At 63.7% G+C, this 19,649-nt stretch carries 15 protein-coding genes; 7 read left to right on the top strand and 8 right to left on the bottom strand.

Annotation, left to right across the window (positions count from 1 at the left end):
• The first annotated feature begins 10 nt into the window (after positions 1-10).
• Together AC1DBN_RS02380 and AC1DBN_RS02375 are read left to right on the top strand one after the other, a co-directional pair.
• Complete coding sequence (locus tag AC1DBN_RS02380) at positions 11-1,993, top strand: flavin-containing monooxygenase (protein WP_477722509.1); 1,983 nt, start codon at positions 11-13, stop codon at positions 1,991-1,993.
• A gap of 122 nt (positions 1,994-2,115) precedes the next feature.
• Positions 2,116-3,399, top strand: coding sequence for a carboxylesterase family protein (locus AC1DBN_RS02375; protein ID WP_477722508.1), 1,284 nt, complete (start codon positions 2,116-2,118; stop codon positions 3,397-3,399).
• 110 nt (positions 3,400-3,509) lie between these two features.
• Here the strand turns inward: AC1DBN_RS02375 and AC1DBN_RS02370 are convergent, their stop codons facing one another.
• The 5 genes from AC1DBN_RS02370 to AC1DBN_RS02350 all read right to left on the bottom strand — a co-directional run bounded on the left by AC1DBN_RS02370 (position 3,510) and on the right by AC1DBN_RS02350 (position 9,918).
• Positions 3,510-5,519, bottom strand: coding sequence for a flavin-containing monooxygenase (locus AC1DBN_RS02370; protein ID WP_477722507.1), 2,010 nt, complete (start codon positions 5,517-5,519; stop codon positions 3,510-3,512).
• A gap of 108 nt (positions 5,520-5,627) precedes the next feature.
• Positions 5,628-6,419 carry an IclR family transcriptional regulator gene (locus AC1DBN_RS02365; protein WP_477722506.1) on the bottom strand — a complete coding sequence of 264 codons (792 nt, stop codon included), beginning with the start codon at positions 6,417-6,419 and terminating at the stop codon, positions 5,628-5,630.
• A 67-nt stretch (positions 6,420-6,486) separates the two neighbouring features.
• Positions 6,487-8,085, bottom strand: coding sequence for a bifunctional 3-(3-hydroxy-phenyl)propionate/3-hydroxycinnamic acid hydroxylase (locus tag AC1DBN_RS02360; protein WP_314213249.1), 1,599 nt, complete (start codon positions 8,083-8,085; stop codon positions 6,487-6,489).
• Positions 8,086-8,088: 3 nt separating this feature from the next.
• Positions 8,089-9,027, bottom strand: a complete 939-nt coding sequence (locus AC1DBN_RS02355) for a fumarylacetoacetate hydrolase family protein (protein WP_314213247.1) — start codon at positions 9,025-9,027, stop codon at positions 8,089-8,091.
• A gap of 3 nt (positions 9,028-9,030) precedes the next feature.
• Complete coding sequence (locus AC1DBN_RS02350; protein ID WP_314213246.1) at positions 9,031-9,918, bottom strand: VOC family protein; 888 nt, start codon at positions 9,916-9,918, stop codon at positions 9,031-9,033.
• 275 nt (positions 9,919-10,193) lie between these two features.
• Here AC1DBN_RS02350 and AC1DBN_RS02345 point away from each other — a divergent pair, with 275 nt between their 5' ends.
• A complete protein-coding gene (locus AC1DBN_RS02345) occupies positions 10,194-11,567 on the top strand; it encodes an MFS transporter (protein ID WP_477722505.1) in 1,374 nt (457 codons plus the stop codon).
• 1 nt (position 11,568) lies between these two features.
• Positions 11,569-12,171 (top strand): carboxymuconolactone decarboxylase family protein, encoded by a 603-nt coding sequence (locus tag AC1DBN_RS02340; protein WP_314213242.1) that lies wholly within the window; start codon positions 11,569-11,571, stop codon positions 12,169-12,171.
• A 130-nt stretch (positions 12,172-12,301) separates the two neighbouring features.
• On the opposite strand, the gene AC1DBN_RS02335 is transcribed toward AC1DBN_RS02340, so the two are convergent.
• Complete coding sequence (locus AC1DBN_RS02335) at positions 12,302-14,518, bottom strand: catalase (protein ID WP_314213241.1); 2,217 nt, start codon at positions 14,516-14,518, stop codon at positions 12,302-12,304.
• A gap of 263 nt (positions 14,519-14,781) precedes the next feature.
• The gene (locus AC1DBN_RS02330; RefSeq protein ID WP_157693456.1) at positions 14,782-15,174 is read right to left on the bottom strand and encodes an Hpt domain-containing protein; all 393 of its coding nucleotides are present in this window, start codon (positions 15,172-15,174) and stop codon (positions 14,782-14,784) included.
• A gap of 638 nt (positions 15,175-15,812) precedes the next feature.
• On the opposite strand from AC1DBN_RS02330, the gene AC1DBN_RS02325 reads away from it, so the two are divergent.
• Complete coding sequence (locus AC1DBN_RS02325) at positions 15,813-16,127, top strand: hypothetical protein (protein ID WP_477722504.1); 315 nt, start codon at positions 15,813-15,815, stop codon at positions 16,125-16,127.
• 105 nt (positions 16,128-16,232) lie between these two features.
• Entirely contained in the window at positions 16,233-16,718 is a 486-nt protein-coding gene (locus tag AC1DBN_RS02320; RefSeq protein ID WP_091723967.1) for a DUF3592 domain-containing protein, read from the top strand.
• A gap of 104 nt (positions 16,719-16,822) precedes the next feature.
• Here AC1DBN_RS02320 and AC1DBN_RS02315 read toward each other — a convergent pair whose 3' ends face one another.
• Positions 16,823-17,866 carry an AAA family ATPase gene (locus AC1DBN_RS02315; protein ID WP_091719867.1) on the bottom strand — a complete coding sequence of 348 codons (1,044 nt, stop codon included), beginning with the start codon at positions 17,864-17,866 and terminating at the stop codon, positions 16,823-16,825.
• A gap of 159 nt (positions 17,867-18,025) precedes the next feature.
• Between AC1DBN_RS02315 and AC1DBN_RS02310 the strand changes: the two genes are divergently transcribed.
• Entirely contained in the window at positions 18,026-19,639 is a 1,614-nt protein-coding gene (locus AC1DBN_RS02310; protein WP_477722503.1) for a hypothetical protein, read from the top strand.
• Positions 19,640-19,649 lie beyond the last annotated feature (10 nt).

Genomic DNA, 19,649 nt, shown 5'->3' with positions numbered 1-19,649 from the left:
AGGAGGAAAAATGCCCAGCATGCAGGAAATGAGGTCTCAGACGATGCGGTTTGACGACCTCTATTGGGAAGCAAGTTCAGAGCGGATCGTCGAGGACGACGGTGAACTGGAAAAGATCGCCGCCCGGGCGGATCTTCCTGTCCTGCTCGCCGCCCTCGCGGCGGCGCTCGGCGACACCTCTTTCCTCAGCAGCGATCTGCAGCCTCCCTTGACCCCGGTTGATACCCAGCCCCATGCTCAAGGGGGCATGTCACCGGCCCAGCAGGGACGCGCCAAGGCACTGGCCTTGGAGGGCTTGCGCCAGCTGCGGGACAAAGCGATCAATAGCGTTGACCTGCTGGAGGACGGCACCGTAACAGAGCTCCTGGCCTTCCTTACGGGTGGCCGTGAGCACTGGTATGCGTCACTGAAGCATGAACTCGACCTCGCTCCGGACAAGGGCGGAGCTCCACAGTGGCATTTCGACGAGGTAGCTGAGGGACGCAGCTTCCCGGTTCTGATCATCGGCGCCGGGATTGCCGGAATTGCCGCCGCCTACCGGTATGCACAGGCGGGTGTGCCCTTCACCGTGGTGGAGGACGCCCCTACCCTCGGCGGGACCTGGGCGAAGAACACCTATCCGGGGGTCCGTCTCGACACGCCCACGTTCGGCTATTCGTATTCCTTCGCCCAGCGTGGTGACTGGCCCCACCAGTTCGCTGAAGGTGGAGACGTTTTGGATTATGTCCGCGATGTGGCCGAGCGTGCAGGCGTGGTGGAATCCATTGAGTTCTCCACCCGTCTTGTCCGCTTGTTGTGGGACGAAGAATCCCGCACTTGGCAGGCGACCACCCGCCTTAGCGGCGGCCAGGAGCGGGTCCGCACCTTTGCCGCCGTCGTAAGTGCCCTCGGCCAACTGGACCGGCCCAACATCCCCGACTTCGCCGGTGCGGAACTGTACGGCGGGGTAACCATGCACTCGCAGGAGTGGTCGCACGGCGTGGACTACCGCGGAAAGCGCGTGGCAGTCATCGGCACCGGCGCCAGCGCCTACCAGATTGTGCCCGCGCTCGCTGACGGAGTCTCCGGGCTGGTGCTCTTCCAGCGCAGCGCACCGTGGATGCTTCCTGCTCCGAGCTATCACGACGGCGTCAGTGACACCTTCGATTGGCTGCGGCGCAAAGTTCCCCACTACGCCCAGTGGTACCGCCTGTGGGTGACGCTTCAGGGAATCCCCGGCCGCATGCACACGGTTACCGCCGAGGACGGATGGCAGGGTGCGCCTTTGAGTGTTTCGGCCAAGAACCAGGAAGTCCGCGAAGTGCTGATCGAGCGCTTAGAGGAGCAGTTCGCCGACCATCCGGAACTGCTGGAGACCGCCATCCCGAACTATCCGCCGGGAGCCAAGCGGATGCTGCGTGACAACGGGGTGTGGGCCGCTGCCCTCAAGTCCGAGCGCACCACCGTGGTTACCGCCGGGATCGAGCGGTTCTCCGAGAAGGGGATCATCGACAAGTACGGTGTTGAACACGAGGTGGACATCGTGGTCTTCGCCACCGGGTTCAAACCCTCCGATTACCTCGACGAGGTGGAGGTTGTTGGTCGGCAGGGTGTGGAGATCCACGATTTCTGGAAGGGTGATGCCAGGGCCTACAACGGCGTCACTGTGCCCGGGTTCCCCAACTTCTTCCTGATCTATGGACCCAATGTTGGGGGAGTGGTGGCGGGAAGCCTGCACTTCATGATCGAGCGGGCCGTCGAGTTCTCCCTGAAGGCCGTCCACGAGGTCCTGCAGCGCGGCGCCTCCGCAATCGACGTCAAACCGGCGGCGCTGGACCGCTTTGTGGAATGGGTCGACGCCGGAAATCGCCGGATGGCCTGGGGGCAGCCCTACGTGCGCAGCTGGTACCAAAACGCGCACGGCCGGGTTTCCCAGGTGTGGCCCTACACCAACGCGGAGTACTGGGAAGCCACCGAGACGGTCAAGGCGGACGATCACGAGTTCCTTGCGTGACGGTTCTGCGGATTGATACACCAGCTGGGGAGGTCCGGGCGAGTCTCCGTGCAGGAGTAGTCGACGCGCCCGGACTTCGCTACGGCACGGCAGGTCCGGACCCCCGCAACAGCGAGGTTTCCATGGTGATTGCTGGTGAACCACAAACCCGCCCCGCAGCCTTTCCGCAGCGGCCGGGCACGCTGGACGGGTTGCTTGGCACTGCGCTGAGTGAACTTGAACAGCGTGAGGACGCTTTTACCTTGCGTGTCCAGGCGCCCGCGGGTGCTCACGGACTGCCGGTGCTGTTCTTCATCCCCGGTGGTGGTTTCACCACTGGCTCCGGGGAGTGCCGGTGGTACGACTCGCCGGATCTCGTGCGGACCGGCGGCTTTGTTCTGGTCACCGTCAACTACCGGCTCGGGGTGACAGGGCATTTCGGGTCGCTTGGGGACCCCTCGGAATCCACCAAACCCTTGCGAGACCTTCGCGCCGCACTGGCGTCGGTGCGGGAGAACATCAGCGCCTTTGGCGGAGACCCCGGGAAAGTCACCTTGGCCGGGGATTCAGCCGGCGCTTGGTACGCCTATGCCCTGAGCACGGACCCGTCAGTGCGGGGTTTGGCAGCGCAGACCCTGTTGATCAGCATGCCCCGCCTGGCGCCACTGCCTGTAGAGGTCTGGCTCAGCCATCGTGCTGCCGTTCTTGAAGCACTGGGGTCCGGGCTGGAGACTGCTCCTGTCCCGGCACTTCTTGACGCCCAGGAGGCTGCAAGGGCAAGTCTTCGGCCGTTCCCGTTCATGGCTGCGGAATCGGGGCTGGTTCCGGGGGACCTGGTGAGGTACGCGGCTTCGGTGCGAAGGATCCATACCCGTGCCCTGCTCATCCTCACTACTGCTGAAGAGTCCGCAGCGTTCCTGCGTAACCAGCCGCGGGACCAGTTCTCCGACGCGGGCGTGGACGGGTTCATTGAGCGAACCTTCCAGGATCCTGCCCTGGCCGCGGAAATGCTGGTGGTCCCGGGTGAAGAGGCCGACGCCTACCTCCGGATGGTTCGGGCCGCGACACTGGCCCAGTTCCGCACCCCCGCCCTCGAGATCGCCGCGCACTCACCTGTGCCGGCCCAGGTGGTCCGATTCGATCACCGAAGCAAGCTTGATGGCGCCTACGCAGCCCACTGCTTCCCGCTCGCCTTCATTTTTGACGGCACTGACCGTTGGGTCGATTCCCCGATGATGGTCAACGCCTCAGAGGTGGAAACTGCGCGGGTGACTGCTTCAATGCGGGAGCTGATTTGCCGGTTCCTGCATTGCGGAGTGGCCGAAAGCAGCCGCTACGACGCCGGGGCTCCGCGGTCGTTGTTCATTGACGCTGACGGGGTCCGGTGGGAGCCGGTCCGTGAAGCCGAAGTCAAGGTGTGGAGGTAGGGGTTTCCCGTCACCAGTGCTTACGCACTTCCCCATGGAAGTTGACCCACCTGCCCGCGTCAATGATTGTTTTGACGCGGGCAGGTGGGTCTTGGGATTCCGTGCATCAGTTACGGCAGGAACTCGTAGTCGCCAGCCTCGACGTTCTCAGTGATCCGCCAGTATTCGGTGGTCTTGAAAGGCCACACCTGGGAGACCCTGTTGAAGCGGTTCTTGTACCAGTTGGTCACGTAGGGCTGGCCCCACGTCATGCGGCGGTTCTCTGCGTCCACCCACTCAATATGCCGGTCGAGGGCTTCCTGTTTCAGGTCAAGCACAGCCTTGTCCCGCAGGAGGAGCTGGTGGATGGCCTCGACCGCGTACTCGGCGGCGCGCTCCATCATGAGGTGCAGGCCGCCCGCGGCCACCCCGGTGGTGTTGGGTCCCAGCATCATGAACAGGTTCGGGAAATGAGGCACGGTGATTCCTGCAAATCCCTTTGCATCTCCCTGCCAGTAGTCGTGGATTTCCAGGCCGCCACGTCCAATGATCTCAATGGGGTCCAGGTAGTCGGAGGGGCGGAACCCGGTCGCGTAGATCACCACGTCCACATCGATGTGTTCTCCCGCGCCGGTTACCAGCCCGGTCGGGGTGAACGCCTCCAGCCCGGATGACACCACTGTGGTGACGGGTGCCGTGAGCGCGGCGGCCCAGACACCGTTGTCGCGCAGCAGGCGCTTGGCCGACGGCGGGTAGTTGGGGATTGCTTTCTCAAGCAGGTCGGGACGGTCTTCGTACTGGAGCTCCATGCGGCGGATGACCTCTTGGCGGAAGGCCTCGTTTCTGGGGCTGACGCTCAGTGGCGCCTTGTCCCACCCCTCCTCGACCGTGGCGACGTTGATGCGACCTTCGATGCCAAGGGCCGTGACCCAGAGACGGTACCACTTGCCATAATGGGGAACCTTTGAATGAAGCCAATTAGCGGTCTCCGACATCGGCTCGTGGTAGCTCTCGGCGGGCAGCATCCAGGGCGCGCTGCGCTGGAAGACGTGGAGGCTCTCCACTTGGTCGACGATTGCAGGAATGATTTGGTAGGCGCTGGCGCCGGTACCGATCACAGCCACCTTCTTGCCGCGCAAGTCCACGGAGTCATCCCAGTCTTGCGAGTGCATCTGTGCTCCCGTGAATTCCTCCTGCCCGGGCCACGATGGAATATGAGGGTGGTCGAGCTGGCCGACGCAGGTGATGATGGCGTTGAACCGGCGGGTCTGCCGGGTCCCGTCCGTGGATCCGGTAGTTGCCGTCCAGGTCCTGGTCACTTCATCGAACTCCGCCTTCTCCAGCCAAGTTTGAAGTTCGAGCTCGTCGGCAAGCTTTGCGCGGGCCACCACTGTTTCCAGGTATTCAAGAACTTCCTCACCCTTGGCGAACTGATGAGGCCAGTCATCGCGCTGGGCGAAGGAAAAGCTGTACCCGTAGGTTGGGGTGTCCAGCCGGACTCCGGGGTAGTGGTTCTTCCACCACGTTCCACCAACCCGGTGGGAGGATTCAATCCAGGTGTAGGGGAGCCCTGCTTCCTTGAGTCGGTACGCTGCGGCGATGCCGGAGACGCCGGCGCCCACAATCAGCGTGTCGAAGGTCCGTCCTTGGGAAAGCTCCTCGAAAGACCAGTTGGCCGAGCCGTTCCTCTTGGGGCTGATGAGCAATTCATGCTGCATTTCTCCCGCCCAGCTCGGATCCGAGCTGGTGCGCCCGCCCGTAAACCAATCCAGGATGTAGTCCGCCTGTTCAGGCGTAAGTTCGTCCACGGTACGGATGTCTTCATCCCGCAGGCGTCCCAGCCCTTCGAAGGCAATCTGCCGGCCGCGGGCTACCTGGTCCTCGTCCAACCCTCCGTGGGGCTGCGTAGTGGCCCCCATTGGCGGCAACGGCGGGGAGAGATCCGGCTCGAGCAGCGATGTGTCCTTCAGTGCCGCGGCCAGCGCGGCCATGAGGACCGGTAGTTCAGCACCTTCAGCGAAGGCCCGCAGCTCCTGATCGTTCTCGGTGACCTGGGCGTAGGCGTCCTTGCCGTAAAGGTCTCCGTAGCGGGCGGGCGAGGTCCGTTCGTTGGTGGTTGCGGGCGTGGTCATGGCATTCATGAGTTTCCTCCTGCGCGCCATTACGGCGCGGGTTATTGACGACGTTGTCTCTTCAGGAAATAACGCGGTCTTAGCGCGTTTACTCTTGAGCTGAAGCGGGCGGTCCCGTCAGCCCCTGTGAAGGCGGAAATCGTCCTTGGCGGTGCGGATTTCGGCAACGATTTCGGTGATACGCGGGCGCATGCGCTCCGCCGGCCCGGAGACCGTTACGGCGCCCAGGACTTCCCCTTTGTCGCCGCGAACCACAGCACTGACGCCGATGACTCCGGGTTCGCTTTCTTCGTTGTTCAGGGCCCATCCGCGGTTGGAGATTTGAGCGAGTTCGGCAAGCAAATGGTCGCGGTCATGGATCGCCATGTCGGTACCGCTGGTCCAGCTCCGTGCCCCGGAAAACATCCGATTCACTTCTTCTGGGGGAAGGGCGGCCAGAAGGCACTTTCCAGCCGAGGTGATGTGGGCCGGAAGGCGGTGCCCCACCCTGGAAACGGCGCGGATGATGTGTGGGCTTTCCACGCATGCAAGGAACAACGCCTGGTCTTCCTTGAGGACCAAATAGTGGGCTGTCTCCCCGGTCTCCCTCGCCAGCCGGGCCAGGGTCGGCTCGATCTCGGTCCTGATGTCGCCCTTGTTCGTCAGGGTTTGTGCCAGTTGCATCAACGCCGGACCCGCAATGAATGACTTGTCCGTCGGATGGCGTTCCAGCAACCCGGCCTGTGCCAGCGTGGACACCATTCGGTGCGCCGTCGACCGGGCCGCGCCAAGTTCCTCGGCAACGTCGACGATGCGGATGCTGGACCTCGAACGCAGCATGAGGAGGGTGCGGGCGGCATTCTCAACCGACTCGATTGGATACCGGTAAGCCGGATCCGCCGGGGACTCCTCGGGGACGGTGACGTTCATGGGGCTCAGCCTCTTCGTATGTGGTTGGTCTGTAGTCAGCATAGACAGACTCCGGACCCCGCTGGCATTACGCACGGACGGCCCCTCCCACAAGCATGTTGGCCTCCTCATTTCCAGCCAGCGGCGGTGATTCCCGGGTGATGTAGGCGAGAAGCTTGACAAGGGATTCCTCCAAAGCCTCCGCGCCCTTGCCGGCGTCGAACACGTACGCGTCAGGCCGGACCAACACCCAATCGGCGTCAGCGGCACCCAACCAATCGGCGAAGCGGCTCCCTTGCTCAACTAGGCTGGTCATTGGCGGTGAGGCTTCAGCCGGCTGCGCGCTGATGGAAGCCATGGAGACGTCCAGCAAACTCAGGTGAAACTTCGCAGCGGTCGAGAGACCGTTCAAGATGTCCGGCTGAAGAGCCAGCAACGTCAACGAGGAGCCGAGCAGATCGTCCAAAAGGACGTCCTTCGTACCTGCAATGCGCGGTTGAACCGCCAGCCGGCCGCCAAGCGGGCCGTCCACGAACCCGGCTCCCAACCTCGGTTGGAACGGCGGATTGGCTTCCCTCCGCGCCTCAAGCCTGTGGTCCCTTACCGCTGCTTTGGCAGGATCCGTCTCGCAGACCATCTGACCCACACGAACCGATTCGGCGATGTACTCCGTCACATGGGGCCGCCGGCTTTCGGTGTAGGCGTCCAGGAATTCGATGGGAGCGATACCTTTCAAGACTTTGTCGAGCATCCAGGACAGCGTCATCGCATCCCGCATTCCGCTGATCATGCCCTGGCCCATGAACGGCGGCATCAGATGCGCCGCATCTCCCGCCAGCAACACACGGCCCCGGTTGAAGGTGGAGGCCACCAAGGAGTGGAACGTATAGGTAGTGGACCGTAGAAGCGTTGCCGTCTCCTCCGTAATCCATCGACGAAGCTTTGGCCAGACATTCTCCGGCTTTGCCGCCTCCACGGGATCGGCGCCATTGACGATCATGAACTCCCAGCGGTAATGGTCCCCTCCCAACCAGGCCATGTGCGAAGGCTGCGCAGGGTCCAGGACCTGGCCGGTGTCCGGGACTTCGGGGGCCTTGGCTCCCTTCTTCATTTCGACGTCAATGACCACCCAGGTCGCTTCGAATCCGAGGCCGTCCCTCGCGATCCCTGCCTGCTCCCGGACCAGGCTGTTGGCGCCGTCCGCCCCCACAACGAAACGCGCATGGATTGGTTCCCTGCCGCCGTCGACCGTTAACGCAACGCGGTCACCGCGATCGGATACTGTCCGCACGTTGGTCGACTGGCGCACGGTCACACCCGGGGTCGACTTGGCCGTCGCATCGAAGATGCCCTCGATGTCCGGCTGATAGAAGTGGTAGGAGGATTCCCAGCCACTTGGAGTTTGCCAGCCACGTGGCAGGTTGGACAGGACGCTCAGGTCGGCGCGGAGGAGCAGGTACTCGCGGGCCGGAACGATGGCTGCGTTGATCTCCTCCGCGATTCCCATGGCCTGCAGGATCCGCATCGCTTCATGGTCCAGGTGGCAAGCGCGTGGCAGCGGGTACAGGCCGGCTTGCTTGTCCAGGACCAGGATCGACCAACCTTGGCGTCCCAGCAGCGTGGCCAGGGTCTGACCCACAGGGCCATAGCCGACGATCGCGACGTCATAGTTCGTGGCTGCTTCCATCTCCTACTCCAGCCCCTGACGGCGGAACGACGCCGGCTGCGGAGTCTTGGCAATGGTGGTGCGCTGGGTTCCGAGGCCTTCGATTTCGATAAGCACGTCGTCGCCTGCCTGCAGCCACGGAAACTCACCCTCGCCGTGGGTGCGGCTCAGTTCAAGGATGCAGCCCGTGCCGCAGGTGCCTGAACCGAAGACGTCACCCGGGCGAACTTCGGTGCCGCGGCTCGCATAGGAAACCATCTCCCCGAACGAGTAGTGGACGTCAGCCCAGCTTGCCCGGGAGTACTCGATTCCATTGACCTTGAGGGACATGGCCCGGTCAAAACCGGCAGCCGTCCGGTACGGCTCCAGCTCGTCCTTGGTGACCAGCCACGGGCCGAGCGAGGTGGCCGTGTCCTTGCCTTTCGCGGGCCCCATGGAGAGGAGCATTTCCTCGTGCTGGATGTCGCGGCCGCTCCAGTCACAGAGGATGCTGTAGCCGATGATGGCGTCTTCGCCCTGCTCGGCCGTTAGGTCCTGCCCGCTCTTGCCGACAACTGCCGCGACCTCGAGCTCGAAGTCGAAACGCTCGGAACCCGGGGTCATCGGGATTTCGCCCTCGCCCTTGAAGTTGTAAGGGTTGGAGAAGTAGAAGACCGGAATCTTGTACCAGAGGGGATTCATCTCCAGGCCCCGCGACTTCCGGCCGGCCTTGACGTGTTGTTCAAAGGCATAGAAGTCACGGAAGGTCGGTGGCGTGGCAATCGGGGAGAGGTTACAGACGGTTGAAGGATCGACGACGGCGCCCGCCCGGATTGCCTGCTCGCCGGCCTTTCGCAGGGCTTCTTCGCCGTGCTGGATCAAGTCGAGCAGGTCATGGTGGCCATTGATGACCCGGTAGGTGTCGTTCATGACGACGCCAACACGGGGCAGCTCACCTTCGCTGGTGAATCGAACAAACTTCATGGCCTAGCGTCCTCCCACAAGCTGCGTGCTTTGGCGGTACTTGGAAGGCGTCGGGGCCAGTCCCAAGGCGCGGAATCCTTCGGGGAGGTAGTCATTCCACTGGTTCCACCACACTTCGCCGTCTTCCCACACCACTGGTTCGCGGTTGTCGTCATAAATCTGTTCGATGTCCGTGTAGAGCTCCACGACGTTTCCGGAGTGCTCCTTGTAGTAGCAGGCAATATTGTTGCCCGCGCCGTGCCGGACCGGCCCCCACAGCAGCTCCCGGCCCAGGGCATGGAGGCGGTCTCCGGCTTTGGTGAGGTCGCTGACGCCCTGAACCTCCCAGGCGTGGTGGTGGAAGGTGCCACGCCCTTGCAGGACGGCGATGCCGTGATGCTCGGTGTTGCAGCGAAGGAAGTAGCCCCTCGAACCGCCGGTGCCGATTACGTCCGAGACCCGGAAGTCGAGGACCTTGGTCAGGAATTGCACCATCCCGTAGTGGTCTTGCGGATGGAAGTTGAAGTGGCCGTAGCGGTTCGGACCGAAGCCCTTGGGTGCGACGCCGGCGTTTTGCAGGCCCATGGAAATTTCGAAGGCGAAGCCCTCCGGACCGATGAACGTGAAGCCATCTTCCACGCCTTCTCCGGTGGGCTTGTCGGAGACAACCAGGAAGCCTTCGTCCTCAACCCGCCGTCGGACATCCCTAAGCGCATCGCCGGTCGCGGCGATGAGGCCCAAGGCTTCCAGGCCGTCGACGTCGGACTCGACGTACGTCAGTTCATGGTGCACGTCTGCGGCCGCCAGATAGGAGACGCCGTCCGTCCGCTTCGTTTCCCGAAGGCCAAGGATCTGGGTGGCATCGAAGACGGACTGTTCAAGATTGGAGGTCCGGATTGATACCGGCCCCATTTCGGAAATTGCGCCCCACGACATTCTGTACCCACCTTTGGATAAATCGGATTCCTTGTTCCGTGCAGTAGAACCTGTTCCGCTGTACGGATGCTTGGGACCCTAGCAGCTCCGGAAAGACGGAGGCAACCCCCAGAGGTGGCGGAGACCTTTGGGCTTGTGTCGCAACTCACGCTCAAGTAGCGTGTGATCATTCCCTAGAGCAGAACATGTTCTGTTATGCGGAACTTCAAGATTTCCCCTCTACAACGACGTGACTTGGGAAAGGACATGACATGACAGAACGGACGCCATCGGTCATCAGCCCGGAACTGCACAGCAGCTCCCGGGAACGCCGACGAGTGGTCTTTGCGACCGTCGCCGGCACCACCATCGAGTGGTACGACTTCTTCCTTTACGCCACCGCCGCGGGCCTGATTTTCTCCAAGGTCTACTTCGAACCCGCCGGAGAAGCCGCGGCGCCGCTGCTTGCATTCCTGACGGTTGGCATCAGCTTCTTGTTCCGCCCGCTCGGTGCTTTCCTGGCCGGGCATTTCGGTGACCGTTACGGGCGCCGCGTGGTTTTGATGGCCACCCTGGTCCTGATGGGTGCTTCAACCGCCCTGATCGGCTTATTGCCTACCTTCGATTCGATCGGAGTCGTGGCTCCGATATTGCTGGTCCTGCTGAGGATTCTGCAGGGCATCTCGGCGGGAGGCGAGTGGGGCGGCGCCGCGCTTCTGGCCGTAGAGCACGCCCCAGCCCGCCGGCGTGGAATCTTCGGAGCCTCGCCGCAGATTGGCACACCCCTTGGACTGCTGCTTGCATCGGGCATGTTGGCCACAATGACCCTGATCGCGCCCGGTGACGCTTTCCTCGAGTGGGGATGGCGCGTACCGTTCATCCTTTCCGTGGCGCTGATCGCTATTGGCTATTACATTCGACGTCGGGTGGACGAGAGCCCGGTGTTCAGCGAGCTGGCCGAACGCAAGAAGGAAGCCCGTGCGCCGATTGTCGAGCTCTTCAGGAACCACTGGCGCCTGGTCCTCTTGGCGGCCTTGATTCCTTCCGCAAGCCAGGCTGCCGGCTACATGACTACGGGCGGCTACATCCAGCGCTATGCAACCGATCCCGCGGGCCCTGTTGGTTTGAACTCCGGAGAGGTCCTCTGGGTGGTCACTGCCTCGGCTGTTTCGTGGCTGATTTTCACCCTGGTTGGCGGTGGGCTCTCTGACAAAATCGGACGTCGTAAGACGATGCTCCTCGGATGGCTCCTGCTGGCCGCCGCACTCCTCTTCCTCTTCCCGTTGGTTAATACCGCCACCACCGTAGGCCTCTTCACCGGGCTGACCCTGGTAACTGTTGGCCTGGGAATGGTCATCGGCCCGTTGTCGGCGCACTACACCGAAATTTTCCCTGCGACGGTGCGTTTCTCCGGGGTCTCCATCGCCTACGCGTTGGGTGCCATCGTTGGAGGTGCGTTCGCTCCCACCATCGCCCAGGCCTTGGTGCAAGCCACAGGGTCAACCGGCGCCGTCACGGTTTACCTGGAAGCGATGGTCGTAGTGTCCATCATCGCCACCCTCCTGGTCCGCGACCGTACAGGAGTGCCCCTGGGTACAGAAGCGGAGGGGCGGGTTGAAAGGCCCATCCGCGGCGTCAACGCCTAAGATGTCGCGACGCTCAGAAAGCCTGCTGCCGGATCACCTGGAGCCGGACCAAAAGAAATTGTACGAAGCCATTACGCAGGGCACCCGGGCCCAAGGCCCGCAGCATTTTGCCCTGACCGATGGCCAAGGCCGTCTCAACGGGCCGTTTGGCGACTTCCTGTTGTCGCCGTCGGTCGGGATGGCGCTCCAGGCGCTTGGTGCCGCCCTGCGATACGAAACCGAGCTGCCCGACCGGGCGCGCGAACTCGCCATTCTCACTGTCGCCGCCCGCAAACGTTCAACTTTTGAGCGGGAGTCGCACGAGGCAATAGCGCGGGCCCTCGGATTCAGCCAGGAAGAGCTGGACGCGATCCAGCGTGAAGATATGACACCCTTCGACGGAGTTGAATCGCTGGTCGGCCGGACAGCCGCGTTACTGCTCGACGGCGACCTTGATGACTCTGCTTGGTTTGAGGCAGAGCAACTACTCGGCCAGCGCACGCTCTTTGAGCTGGTGACGCTGGTGGGCTACTACTCAACCTTGGCATTGCAGCTTCGCGTGTTCCGGGTCGGGCCCGAGATGGCGGCACACACCCCAATAGACGAGGCTGCCGCCCGTCGCTGACTGCGTGTCCGGACACGAAGGCCAAGATGGTACTTCGCGACGAATTGCAGCCGGGCACACGCAGCGGGATACATACAGCAGGGAGCGGCCGTCGACGGATGACGGCCGCTCCCTGCTTGGCTGGACTAGCTTAGGCGGTCGTGGCCGGGAAGCGGTCCCAGACCCGGTGGGCTGCCAAGAGTATGGTGAGCTCCGTGACCAGGGCCTCAGAGTCCTCGCTGGCAACGATTCCCGGGGCGTCCTGCGGTATGCCGGCAGCGGTCAACGCTGCTGAGCCTGCGCCCAGGGACGCGATGGCCTTGGCGTGCCGGAACGCCTCGGTCAACAGGAGCGTGGCCCGCGGATCCACCCGGCCGCCCGGTGCCCCGGCCTTCGCATCGAGCCCGGGTGCGGCGTCGGACGCCGGGGCTGCTGCCGAGGCGACGATGACGGCGTCGAACTCCGTGGAGCGTGCGGTGAGGTATGTCCGCTGTACGGGGACCCCGCCGTCGTCCTCCCGTCCAAGGAATCCGCCGGACGGCGCGATGACGAGCGGGACGATGCCTTGGGCGTCCAGGGCCTGGCGTACCGCGTTCACGGCAGCGAGGTCACTGTCCTCGGCGGCCAGGATTCCTACCACGCGGCCCGCGACAGGCCAGGTCTTGCCGATCTGTGAGAGGGCAGGGCTGGCCTCGGATGAGGGCGCCTGTTCTGTCGCTTCCGGGGCGGGGAGGCCGAGGCCTTGGGCCACCGCGGCGCAAAGCCCGGCGTCGATGTTGGCGAGGGCTGTGAGCTGCCGTTCCCGGATGGATTTCTCGTAGCACTTGCCCAGTTCGAACGTGTACGCCTGGATGATGTGCTCCTGTTCCACCGGGCTCAGGCTGCGGAAGAAGAGGCCTGCCTGGCTGTAATGGTCACCAAAGGAGGCCGGGTTCCGGCGTTCCTTGATGGCTGCGGCCACTTCCTCCGGCACGTCGATGAAAGCCCCGACATCTTCTCCGGCGAGGAACGGGCACCCGCCGTCCAGCGAGTTGGGCCGGTACGGGGCGACTCCGGCATGGACGGCCTGCTGGTGCATCCCGTCACGGAGCATGTCGTTCACCGGGGCCTGGGGCCGGTTGATGGGGATCTGGCCGAAGTTGGGTCCACCAAGGCGGGAGATCTGGGTGTCCAGGTAGGAGAAGAGCCGGGCCTGCAGCAGCGGGTCGTTCGTAACGTCGATGCCGGGGACCAGGTGGCCGGGGTGGAAGGCCACCTGCTCCGTCTCAGCGAAGTAGTTGGTGGGGTTGGCGTTGAGCTTCATGACGCCGATCGGCTGGACCGGTGCCAGTTCCTCGGGGACGAACTTGGTGGGATCGAGCAGGTCGATGCCTTCGAACATCTGGTCTTCGGTGTCCGGGAAGGTCTGGACGCCGAGTTCCCACTCCGGGTAGGCACCGGCCTCAATGGCGTCGGCGAGGTCCCGGCGGTGGAAGTCGGGATCCATGCCGTTGATGATCTGCGCTTCCTCCCACAGCAGGGAATGGACACCCTGCTTGGGCTTCCAGTGGAACTTCACCAGTGTGGTGCGGCCTTCGTCATTGACGAACCGGAAGGTGTGGACGCCGAATCCTTCCATCGTCCGGTAGGACCGGGGGATGCCGCGGTCTGACATGTTCCACATGGTGTGTGCCTGCGCCTCGGTGTGCAGGGAAACGAAATCCCAGAAAGTGTCATGGGCACTTTGGGCCTGGGGGATTTCCCGGTCCGGGTGGGGCTTGGCGGCATGGACCACGTCCGGGAACTTGATCCCGTCCTGGATGAAGAAAACGGGAATGTTGTTGCCCACCAAGTCGTAGGTGCCCTCGTCCGTGTAGAACTTGGTGGAGAATCCGCGCGTATCGCGGACGGCGTCGGCAGAACCCCGGGAGCCGAGCACAGTGGAAAAGCGGACGAAAACCGGGGTCTCCACGTCCTTGGCCAGGAAGCCCGCGCGGGTAATGTTCGCGGCGGTGCCGTAGGAACGGAAGACGCCGTGCGCGCCGGCGCCGCGGGCGTGGACGACGCGCTCGGGAATGCGTTCGTGGTCAAAATGGGTGATCTTTTCGCGCAGGTGGTGGTCCTGCAGCAGAATGGGGCCGCGGGAACCAGCCTTCAGAGAGTGATCGGTATCGCGGAGGCGAAGACCTTGGGCGGTGGTCAGGTACTGGCCCGACTGGGACCGTGCCGTTCCGGGCGCCCCGGTGGGGCTTCCCGTGGGCGACACCGCCTCAGGCCCCCGCTGGTCCGGCTTGGGCGGCAGGGGCTCCCGTGGAGTTGTCGGTTCTTCCAGGCCGGCCGGTTCGCTTGCCGGGACGCCGGGAATGTTGGTGCTTGTTTCTTCTGGCACGGTGCTTCTCCTTTGGGTGGGCAAACCTAGCAGTCCTCCGCCGAAACCGGGATACTAAGCGTACTTAGTACCCTAGGGAAGGATTTGCAGCACCACAACTTTCGGGAGGAATTCGAACACCGCGCTGGTTGTCTTCGGGGCGGGCCGGGGTCGCCCACGTCTATCTTCCGACGGCGGTTGGCCGCGCCAAGGAGCGCGGGCACAGGCCTTCCCGGGGGCTGCCGCAGGTATCAAAGTTCGGGATAAGAAAGTTTTTCGCTCGCCTAGGAAAGGACCTGGAGCAGCCGGTTCTTCGTTTGGATGGCGCATCTGCTGAGGTCGTCCAGATGCGCCCGCGCCATTCCGGGCAAGGCGGTGGTGACGTCGTGTTCGCTGGCGGTACGCAGCGCGGCCTGAAGGTGGCCTGTGAGTGCGGCCAGGCGCTCAGCGCCCACCATCTCACTCGAGCTCCGGAGGCTGAGTACGGAGTCCATCGCTCCTTCAAAGTCCGCACTGGTCAGGCATAGCCGCACGCGTTCGATTCTGCGGGGGAGCAGCCCGATGTAGTTCCGGATGAAGAGCCGCCATATGTCCGAGTCGTTGTCGTCCCCATCCCGCAGCCGGTCCAGAACGGTGCTTTCCAAAAGTGGATGTCCCAGGGCGTGCATTTCCTTCATTGAAGTTGTCCCGGCACTCCGGCTGTGGTCCGCCCCATCGCTTCACGACGGAGTCGGCGGATAGCCGGTCCGGAACGTGGGCTCCTATGTCGCTTGGTATTCCCTGGCAATGATCCGTGCACTTTTGCCCCCAATTTTCCTGTGTTGTTACCCGTTGCAAGTGCGTGATCGCGGGCCTACCCGCGACGCTACGGGCATTTTTGCGGATGGACACGAGTAGTCGGTACTCATATTGCTTACTAATTGAAAATAGCTCGAGCGAAGGGGCGGCAGGTGCGACATGACATGGCATGATCGTCTCGGAAAGAAGCGGACAGGGTAACGCGCCGTCATCGGTCAAGAACCGGGCGCAAAAGTATTGGGGGAGCAGTATGGAGCCGCAGAAACGTATGGGTCCGGAGTACCCGCATAAACCTCCCAATCCGCCCCAGCACCACTACGCACAGAATCCAAGGCCGTATCCCCAGCATTGGGCTCCTCCTCCACCCAAGAAAAGCAAGAAAGGCAGGACGGGATGGATCCTTGGCATCATCGCTGTGTTCCTGACTATCTGTGGAATTTTCGTGTTTGCCGGCTGTTCGGCCTTGGTGAGGGAGGTCAACGGAGGCGGCGGAAGTCAGGCCGAGAAGGCAGCGGCCATGAGCGCTGCAGTGGACAACGTACCGGGGGACGGTTGGACTGAAACGTATCGGTTTCAGCGAAAGGTTGACCCCGGTTGCCTTTCCATCGACACCCACTGCCTCAGACTGGAAGCGGCGTGGGCGGTTGACCACGAAGTAACCGTTGACGAAGTTGCCTCACGCCTTGGTCAGAGCATCGACGAGTTCGAGTTCGAAGGATCTGGTGACGGGACCTGCATGACGAACCGCGACAGCAACAGCATGACCCAGATTTGCGTGGGTGACAGCGCTGATGGCGGACATGGCGCCAGGGTCACCATGACGCGGAAGTAGCATGCAATGCGCAAGGTGCCCACACCCGGCTGACCGGGAGGCGCCCGTCATGTGAGGCTGGCCCCGCCGGCGGTCTCTCACTCACTATCAGGAAGAATGGACGCCGTGAGCTCCTCTGATACCGTCGTACCGCCAAAACGCCAGACCTTCTGGGCCCGTCTGGGAGGCTTCGCGTTCGTCGCGATCTTGCTCCTGGCGGGACCGGTGCTGATCGGGATCGGCTCCTCGGTGACCGATTCGGATGAGGAGCTCGCGCGCACCGGCATTCACGCCACAGGCTCCATTGTGGACTTCGCCGACGTACGGAAGGCGTCGAACCGAAAAATTACTGTGGAGTACATGGCGGCTGACGGCCTTGGTTACTCGACTTTTGCTTCCGTTGACCATGACCAGCACCCCGTGGTCGGCGGGGACGTTACCGTGATCTACAGTGATTCCAATCCCGGTAAAGCGGTCGTTGTGGGCTACGAGAGCAGCGGCGTTTCCGTGCGCGGCATCGGTGCCCTCTTCGTGCTGATATTCACCGTTCCTTTGGGCGTGGTCCTCGTGGTCAAAGGGCTCCGGAAGAACCGCAGGCAGCGAACCACCTAGCGTTCGCCCGAAGGGCGGCGTGCCCTGGACGCCTTCCTTGATGCCCTGCGCCAGGACCCTTTCCGTGGCTGACATCGGCTTACCGATGCCGCTCCCTGATGTGGTCAGGCCAGCAGCCAGCGCCACCAGCGTGGCCGCCCCGGCTCCGGTGTCGGTTCCGGTTCAGGTTCCGGTTCCTCTCCCAAGGCCAGCGCGGCCTGGACGATGTCGTCCACGGTGAGTGTCATGACCGCCTCACGGTCGAGCGCGTCGAGGCTTTGTTCCTCGTCGAGGGAGAGCCGCAGTGCCTGGCGGTTGATTGCCTGCTCGAACAGCGTGCGGGCGAACCGGGCGTTGCCGGAGTCCTCGCTCGCATGGAGTCCTGTGAAAATGCGGTGCAGCATCTGGTCCGCACCCGGTTCCAGGGTGTACTCGTGCTGGGCCAGCATCTGGTGGAAGATCGTCTGCAGTGCGTCCACGGAGTAGTCGGGGAAGGTGATTTCGCGGGCGAACCGGGAGCGCAGTCCGGGGTTTGAGAGCAGGAAGGACTCCATCAGCCTGGGGTACCCGGCCACGATCACCACCAGGCGGTGGCGGTGGTCCTCCATCCGCTTGAGCAGGATCTCGATCGCCTCGGGACCGAAGTCCATCCGGCCGTCTTCCGGTGCGAGCGCATACGCCTCGTCAATGAACAGGACGCCGTCAAGCGCACGCCGGATCACCCGGTCCGTCTTGATGGCGGTCTGGCCGACGTACTGCCCGATCAGGCCCGATCGGTCCACCTCGACCAGATGGCCTTTCTGCAGTAGCCCAACGGCCCGGTACATCTCGGCCAGGAGCCGCGCCACTGTGGTTTTGCCCGTGCCCGGATTTCCCAGGAACACCAAATGCTGAGAGGTGGCCACTTCCGGAAGGCCGTGCGCTTTGCGGCGGGCCTGGACCTGGAGCAGTGCGACGAGTGCGCGCACCTGTTCCTTCACGGTCTCCAGTCCGACCAGCGCGTCGAGCTCGGCCTGCAGTTCGGCCAGCGGACGGGCCGGCCCGGGCTTGGAGCCCATAAGGTCACCCATCAGGTCGTCGACGCGTTCCGAACCGGGCAGCTTGAGCTGATCGGTCAGGTGGCCGATGGTTTCGCGCAGGTCGTCGAGCGGATTGCGGCTGAGAGCCATGCATCAACTGTAGACCCCGATTCCCGGACGTGGAGGGTAGGGGAAGTCCCGGGTGGCAAGGGTCGCGGGATTTCTCGAATCCCGACTGCTTCCCACCGCTGGCAGCGGCGCTCCCCGGGTGGGATAATTTTGGTCATCCTTTGAATGAGGGGGGCCATCATGGCCGGCCTTGCTGCTCTTCGACCTGGCCGCCGCTCCCGGGCATCCATGCCCCGGCTCCTGGCGGTTTTGCTGGTGCTCGCGCTCGGGGTGCTGTTCGCTCCGCCGGCCCGGGCCGTCGACTATGGTCACGACGTCTCCTGGCCGCAGTGTCCCGGCGGGCTGCCGATGCCGCCGGACACCACGGAGTTCCTGGTGGTGGGGCTGACACGCGGGCTCGCCTTCACCGACAATCCCTGCCTGCAGCAGCAGTACCAGTGGGTGCTGGACCGCGGCGTCAGGGCGCAGGCGTATGCCATGGCAACGTTCCCCACCGCCGCCCAGTACGACACCTACGGCGGCGGAGGCCCTTACCCTGGAACCGTCCGTTCGGACCGGCTGCGCAACGTGGGGTACGCCGAGGGCCGCGCCGCCCTCGCGTCCCTCACCAGGGTGGGGTGGCGGCCGGAGCGGATCTGGGTGGATGTCGAGCCCCGCCCGGCACAGCCCTGGCCCAGCTCAACGGCCGCAGAGCGGCAGGAAAACCGGTACGTCATCGCCGGGCTCCTGGCCGCACTGGCTGACGCGGGGTTCCCGCACGGCTTCTACTCTTATGCGAGCGCCTGGGACGCCATCACCGGATCGTGGCAGCTTCCCGATGTGCCGGTCTGGTCACCGGCCGGGCGCCTCGACGTCGCCAGTGAAGCTTCAGACCTCTGCGTGAATCCCAGTTTCTCAGGCGGCACCGTCCACCTCACGCAATGGACCGACGGCACCTACGACTACGACATGACCTGCACGGGCGTCTACCAGGCCCATGTTGCCACCCTCGGCTGGCAGCCCAGCGTCTTCGACGGCGGCACCGCCGGCACCACCGGCCGGTCACTGCCGCTGGAGGCGTTGCGCCTCTCGGTGGCAGGAGACCGCCTGGCCGGCGACATCCTGTGGCGCGGGCATGTGCAGGACATCGGCTGGCAGCCATGGACGACGGCGGCGTCCCCCATCGGGACCACGGGTCTCGGTCTGCGGTTGGAGGCTTTGGAGTTGCGGCTGACGGGGGACCTCGCCTCGCAGTACAGCATCCGGTACCGCGCCCACGTGCAGAACGTCGGCTGGCAGCCCTACGTGGTTGACGGTGCCACGGCCGGCACCGTCGGGCAGGGCCTGCGGGTGGAAGCGGTAACCATCGACCTGGTTCCAAAGATCGCTCCGCAATTCACCGCCGTCTATGCCGCACACGTTCAGAACCGCGGCTGGACAACGAACGTCTCCGATGGCACGGTCGCGGGGACTACCGGCCAGGCCCTGCGGGTGGAGGCCCTCCGCCTCACCGTTTCCAGTACGGCTTATGGCGGCGACATCCAATGGCGGGGACATGTCCAGGACATCGGCTGGCAGCCGTGGACTTCCTCGACCAATCCCATCGGCACCACTGGGCAGGGGCTCCGCCTGGAAGCGTTTGAAGTCAGGCTCACCGGTGAGCTGGCCAACCACTACACCGTGTACTACCGCGCCCACGTGCAGGATGTGGGCTGGCAGTCATTTGCGGCCGACGGCGGTACTGCGGGAACAACGGGTCTGGGCAAACGGATCGAGGCCGTACAGATCATCCTGGCCCCCAAAACCGGCGGTTAGCCGGCAACCC

It is taken from the genome of Pseudarthrobacter sp. 10T415 (assembly GCF_056394175.1).
The sequence above is the reverse complement of the archived record's forward strand: the minus strand, read 5'-3'. Positions and strand labels throughout refer to the sequence as shown.

Excerpts from the sequence above, each read along its gene's own strand:
- AC1DBN_RS02345 (WP_477722505.1), top strand. The coding sequence starts at position 10,194 with ATGACAGAACGGACGCCATCGGTCATCAGCCCGGAACTGCACAGCAGC.
- AC1DBN_RS02365 (WP_477722506.1), bottom strand. The coding sequence starts at position 6,419 with ATGAACGTCACCGTCCCCGAGGAGTCCCCGGCGGATCCGGCTTACCGG.
- AC1DBN_RS02355 (WP_314213247.1), bottom strand. The coding sequence starts at position 9,027 with ATGAAGTTTGTTCGATTCACCAGCGAAGGTGAGCTGCCCCGTGTTGGC.
- AC1DBN_RS02330 (WP_157693456.1), bottom strand. The coding sequence starts at position 15,174 with ATGAAGGAAATGCACGCCCTGGGACATCCACTTTTGGAAAGCACCGTT.
- AC1DBN_RS02310 (WP_477722503.1), top strand. The coding sequence starts at position 18,026 with ATGGCCGGCCTTGCTGCTCTTCGACCTGGCCGCCGCTCCCGGGCATCC.
- AC1DBN_RS02350 (WP_314213246.1), bottom strand. The coding sequence starts at position 9,918 with ATGGGGCCGGTATCAATCCGGACCTCCAATCTTGAACAGTCCGTCTTC.
- AC1DBN_RS02315 (WP_091719867.1), bottom strand. The coding sequence starts at position 17,866 with ATGGCTCTCAGCCGCAATCCGCTCGACGACCTGCGCGAAACCATCGGC.
- AC1DBN_RS02360 (WP_314213249.1), bottom strand. The coding sequence starts at position 8,085 with ATGGAAGCAGCCACGAACTATGACGTCGCGATCGTCGGCTATGGCCCT.
- AC1DBN_RS02380 (WP_477722509.1), top strand. The coding sequence starts at position 11 with ATGCCCAGCATGCAGGAAATGAGGTCTCAGACGATGCGGTTTGACGAC.
- AC1DBN_RS02375 (WP_477722508.1), top strand. The coding sequence starts at position 2,116 with ATGGTGATTGCTGGTGAACCACAAACCCGCCCCGCAGCCTTTCCGCAG.
- AC1DBN_RS02370 (WP_477722507.1), bottom strand. The coding sequence starts at position 5,519 with ATGAATGCCATGACCACGCCCGCAACCACCAACGAACGGACCTCGCCC.
- AC1DBN_RS02325 (WP_477722504.1), top strand. The coding sequence starts at position 15,813 with ATGAGCGCTGCAGTGGACAACGTACCGGGGGACGGTTGGACTGAAACG.
- AC1DBN_RS02340 (WP_314213242.1), top strand. The coding sequence starts at position 11,569 with ATGTCGCGACGCTCAGAAAGCCTGCTGCCGGATCACCTGGAGCCGGAC.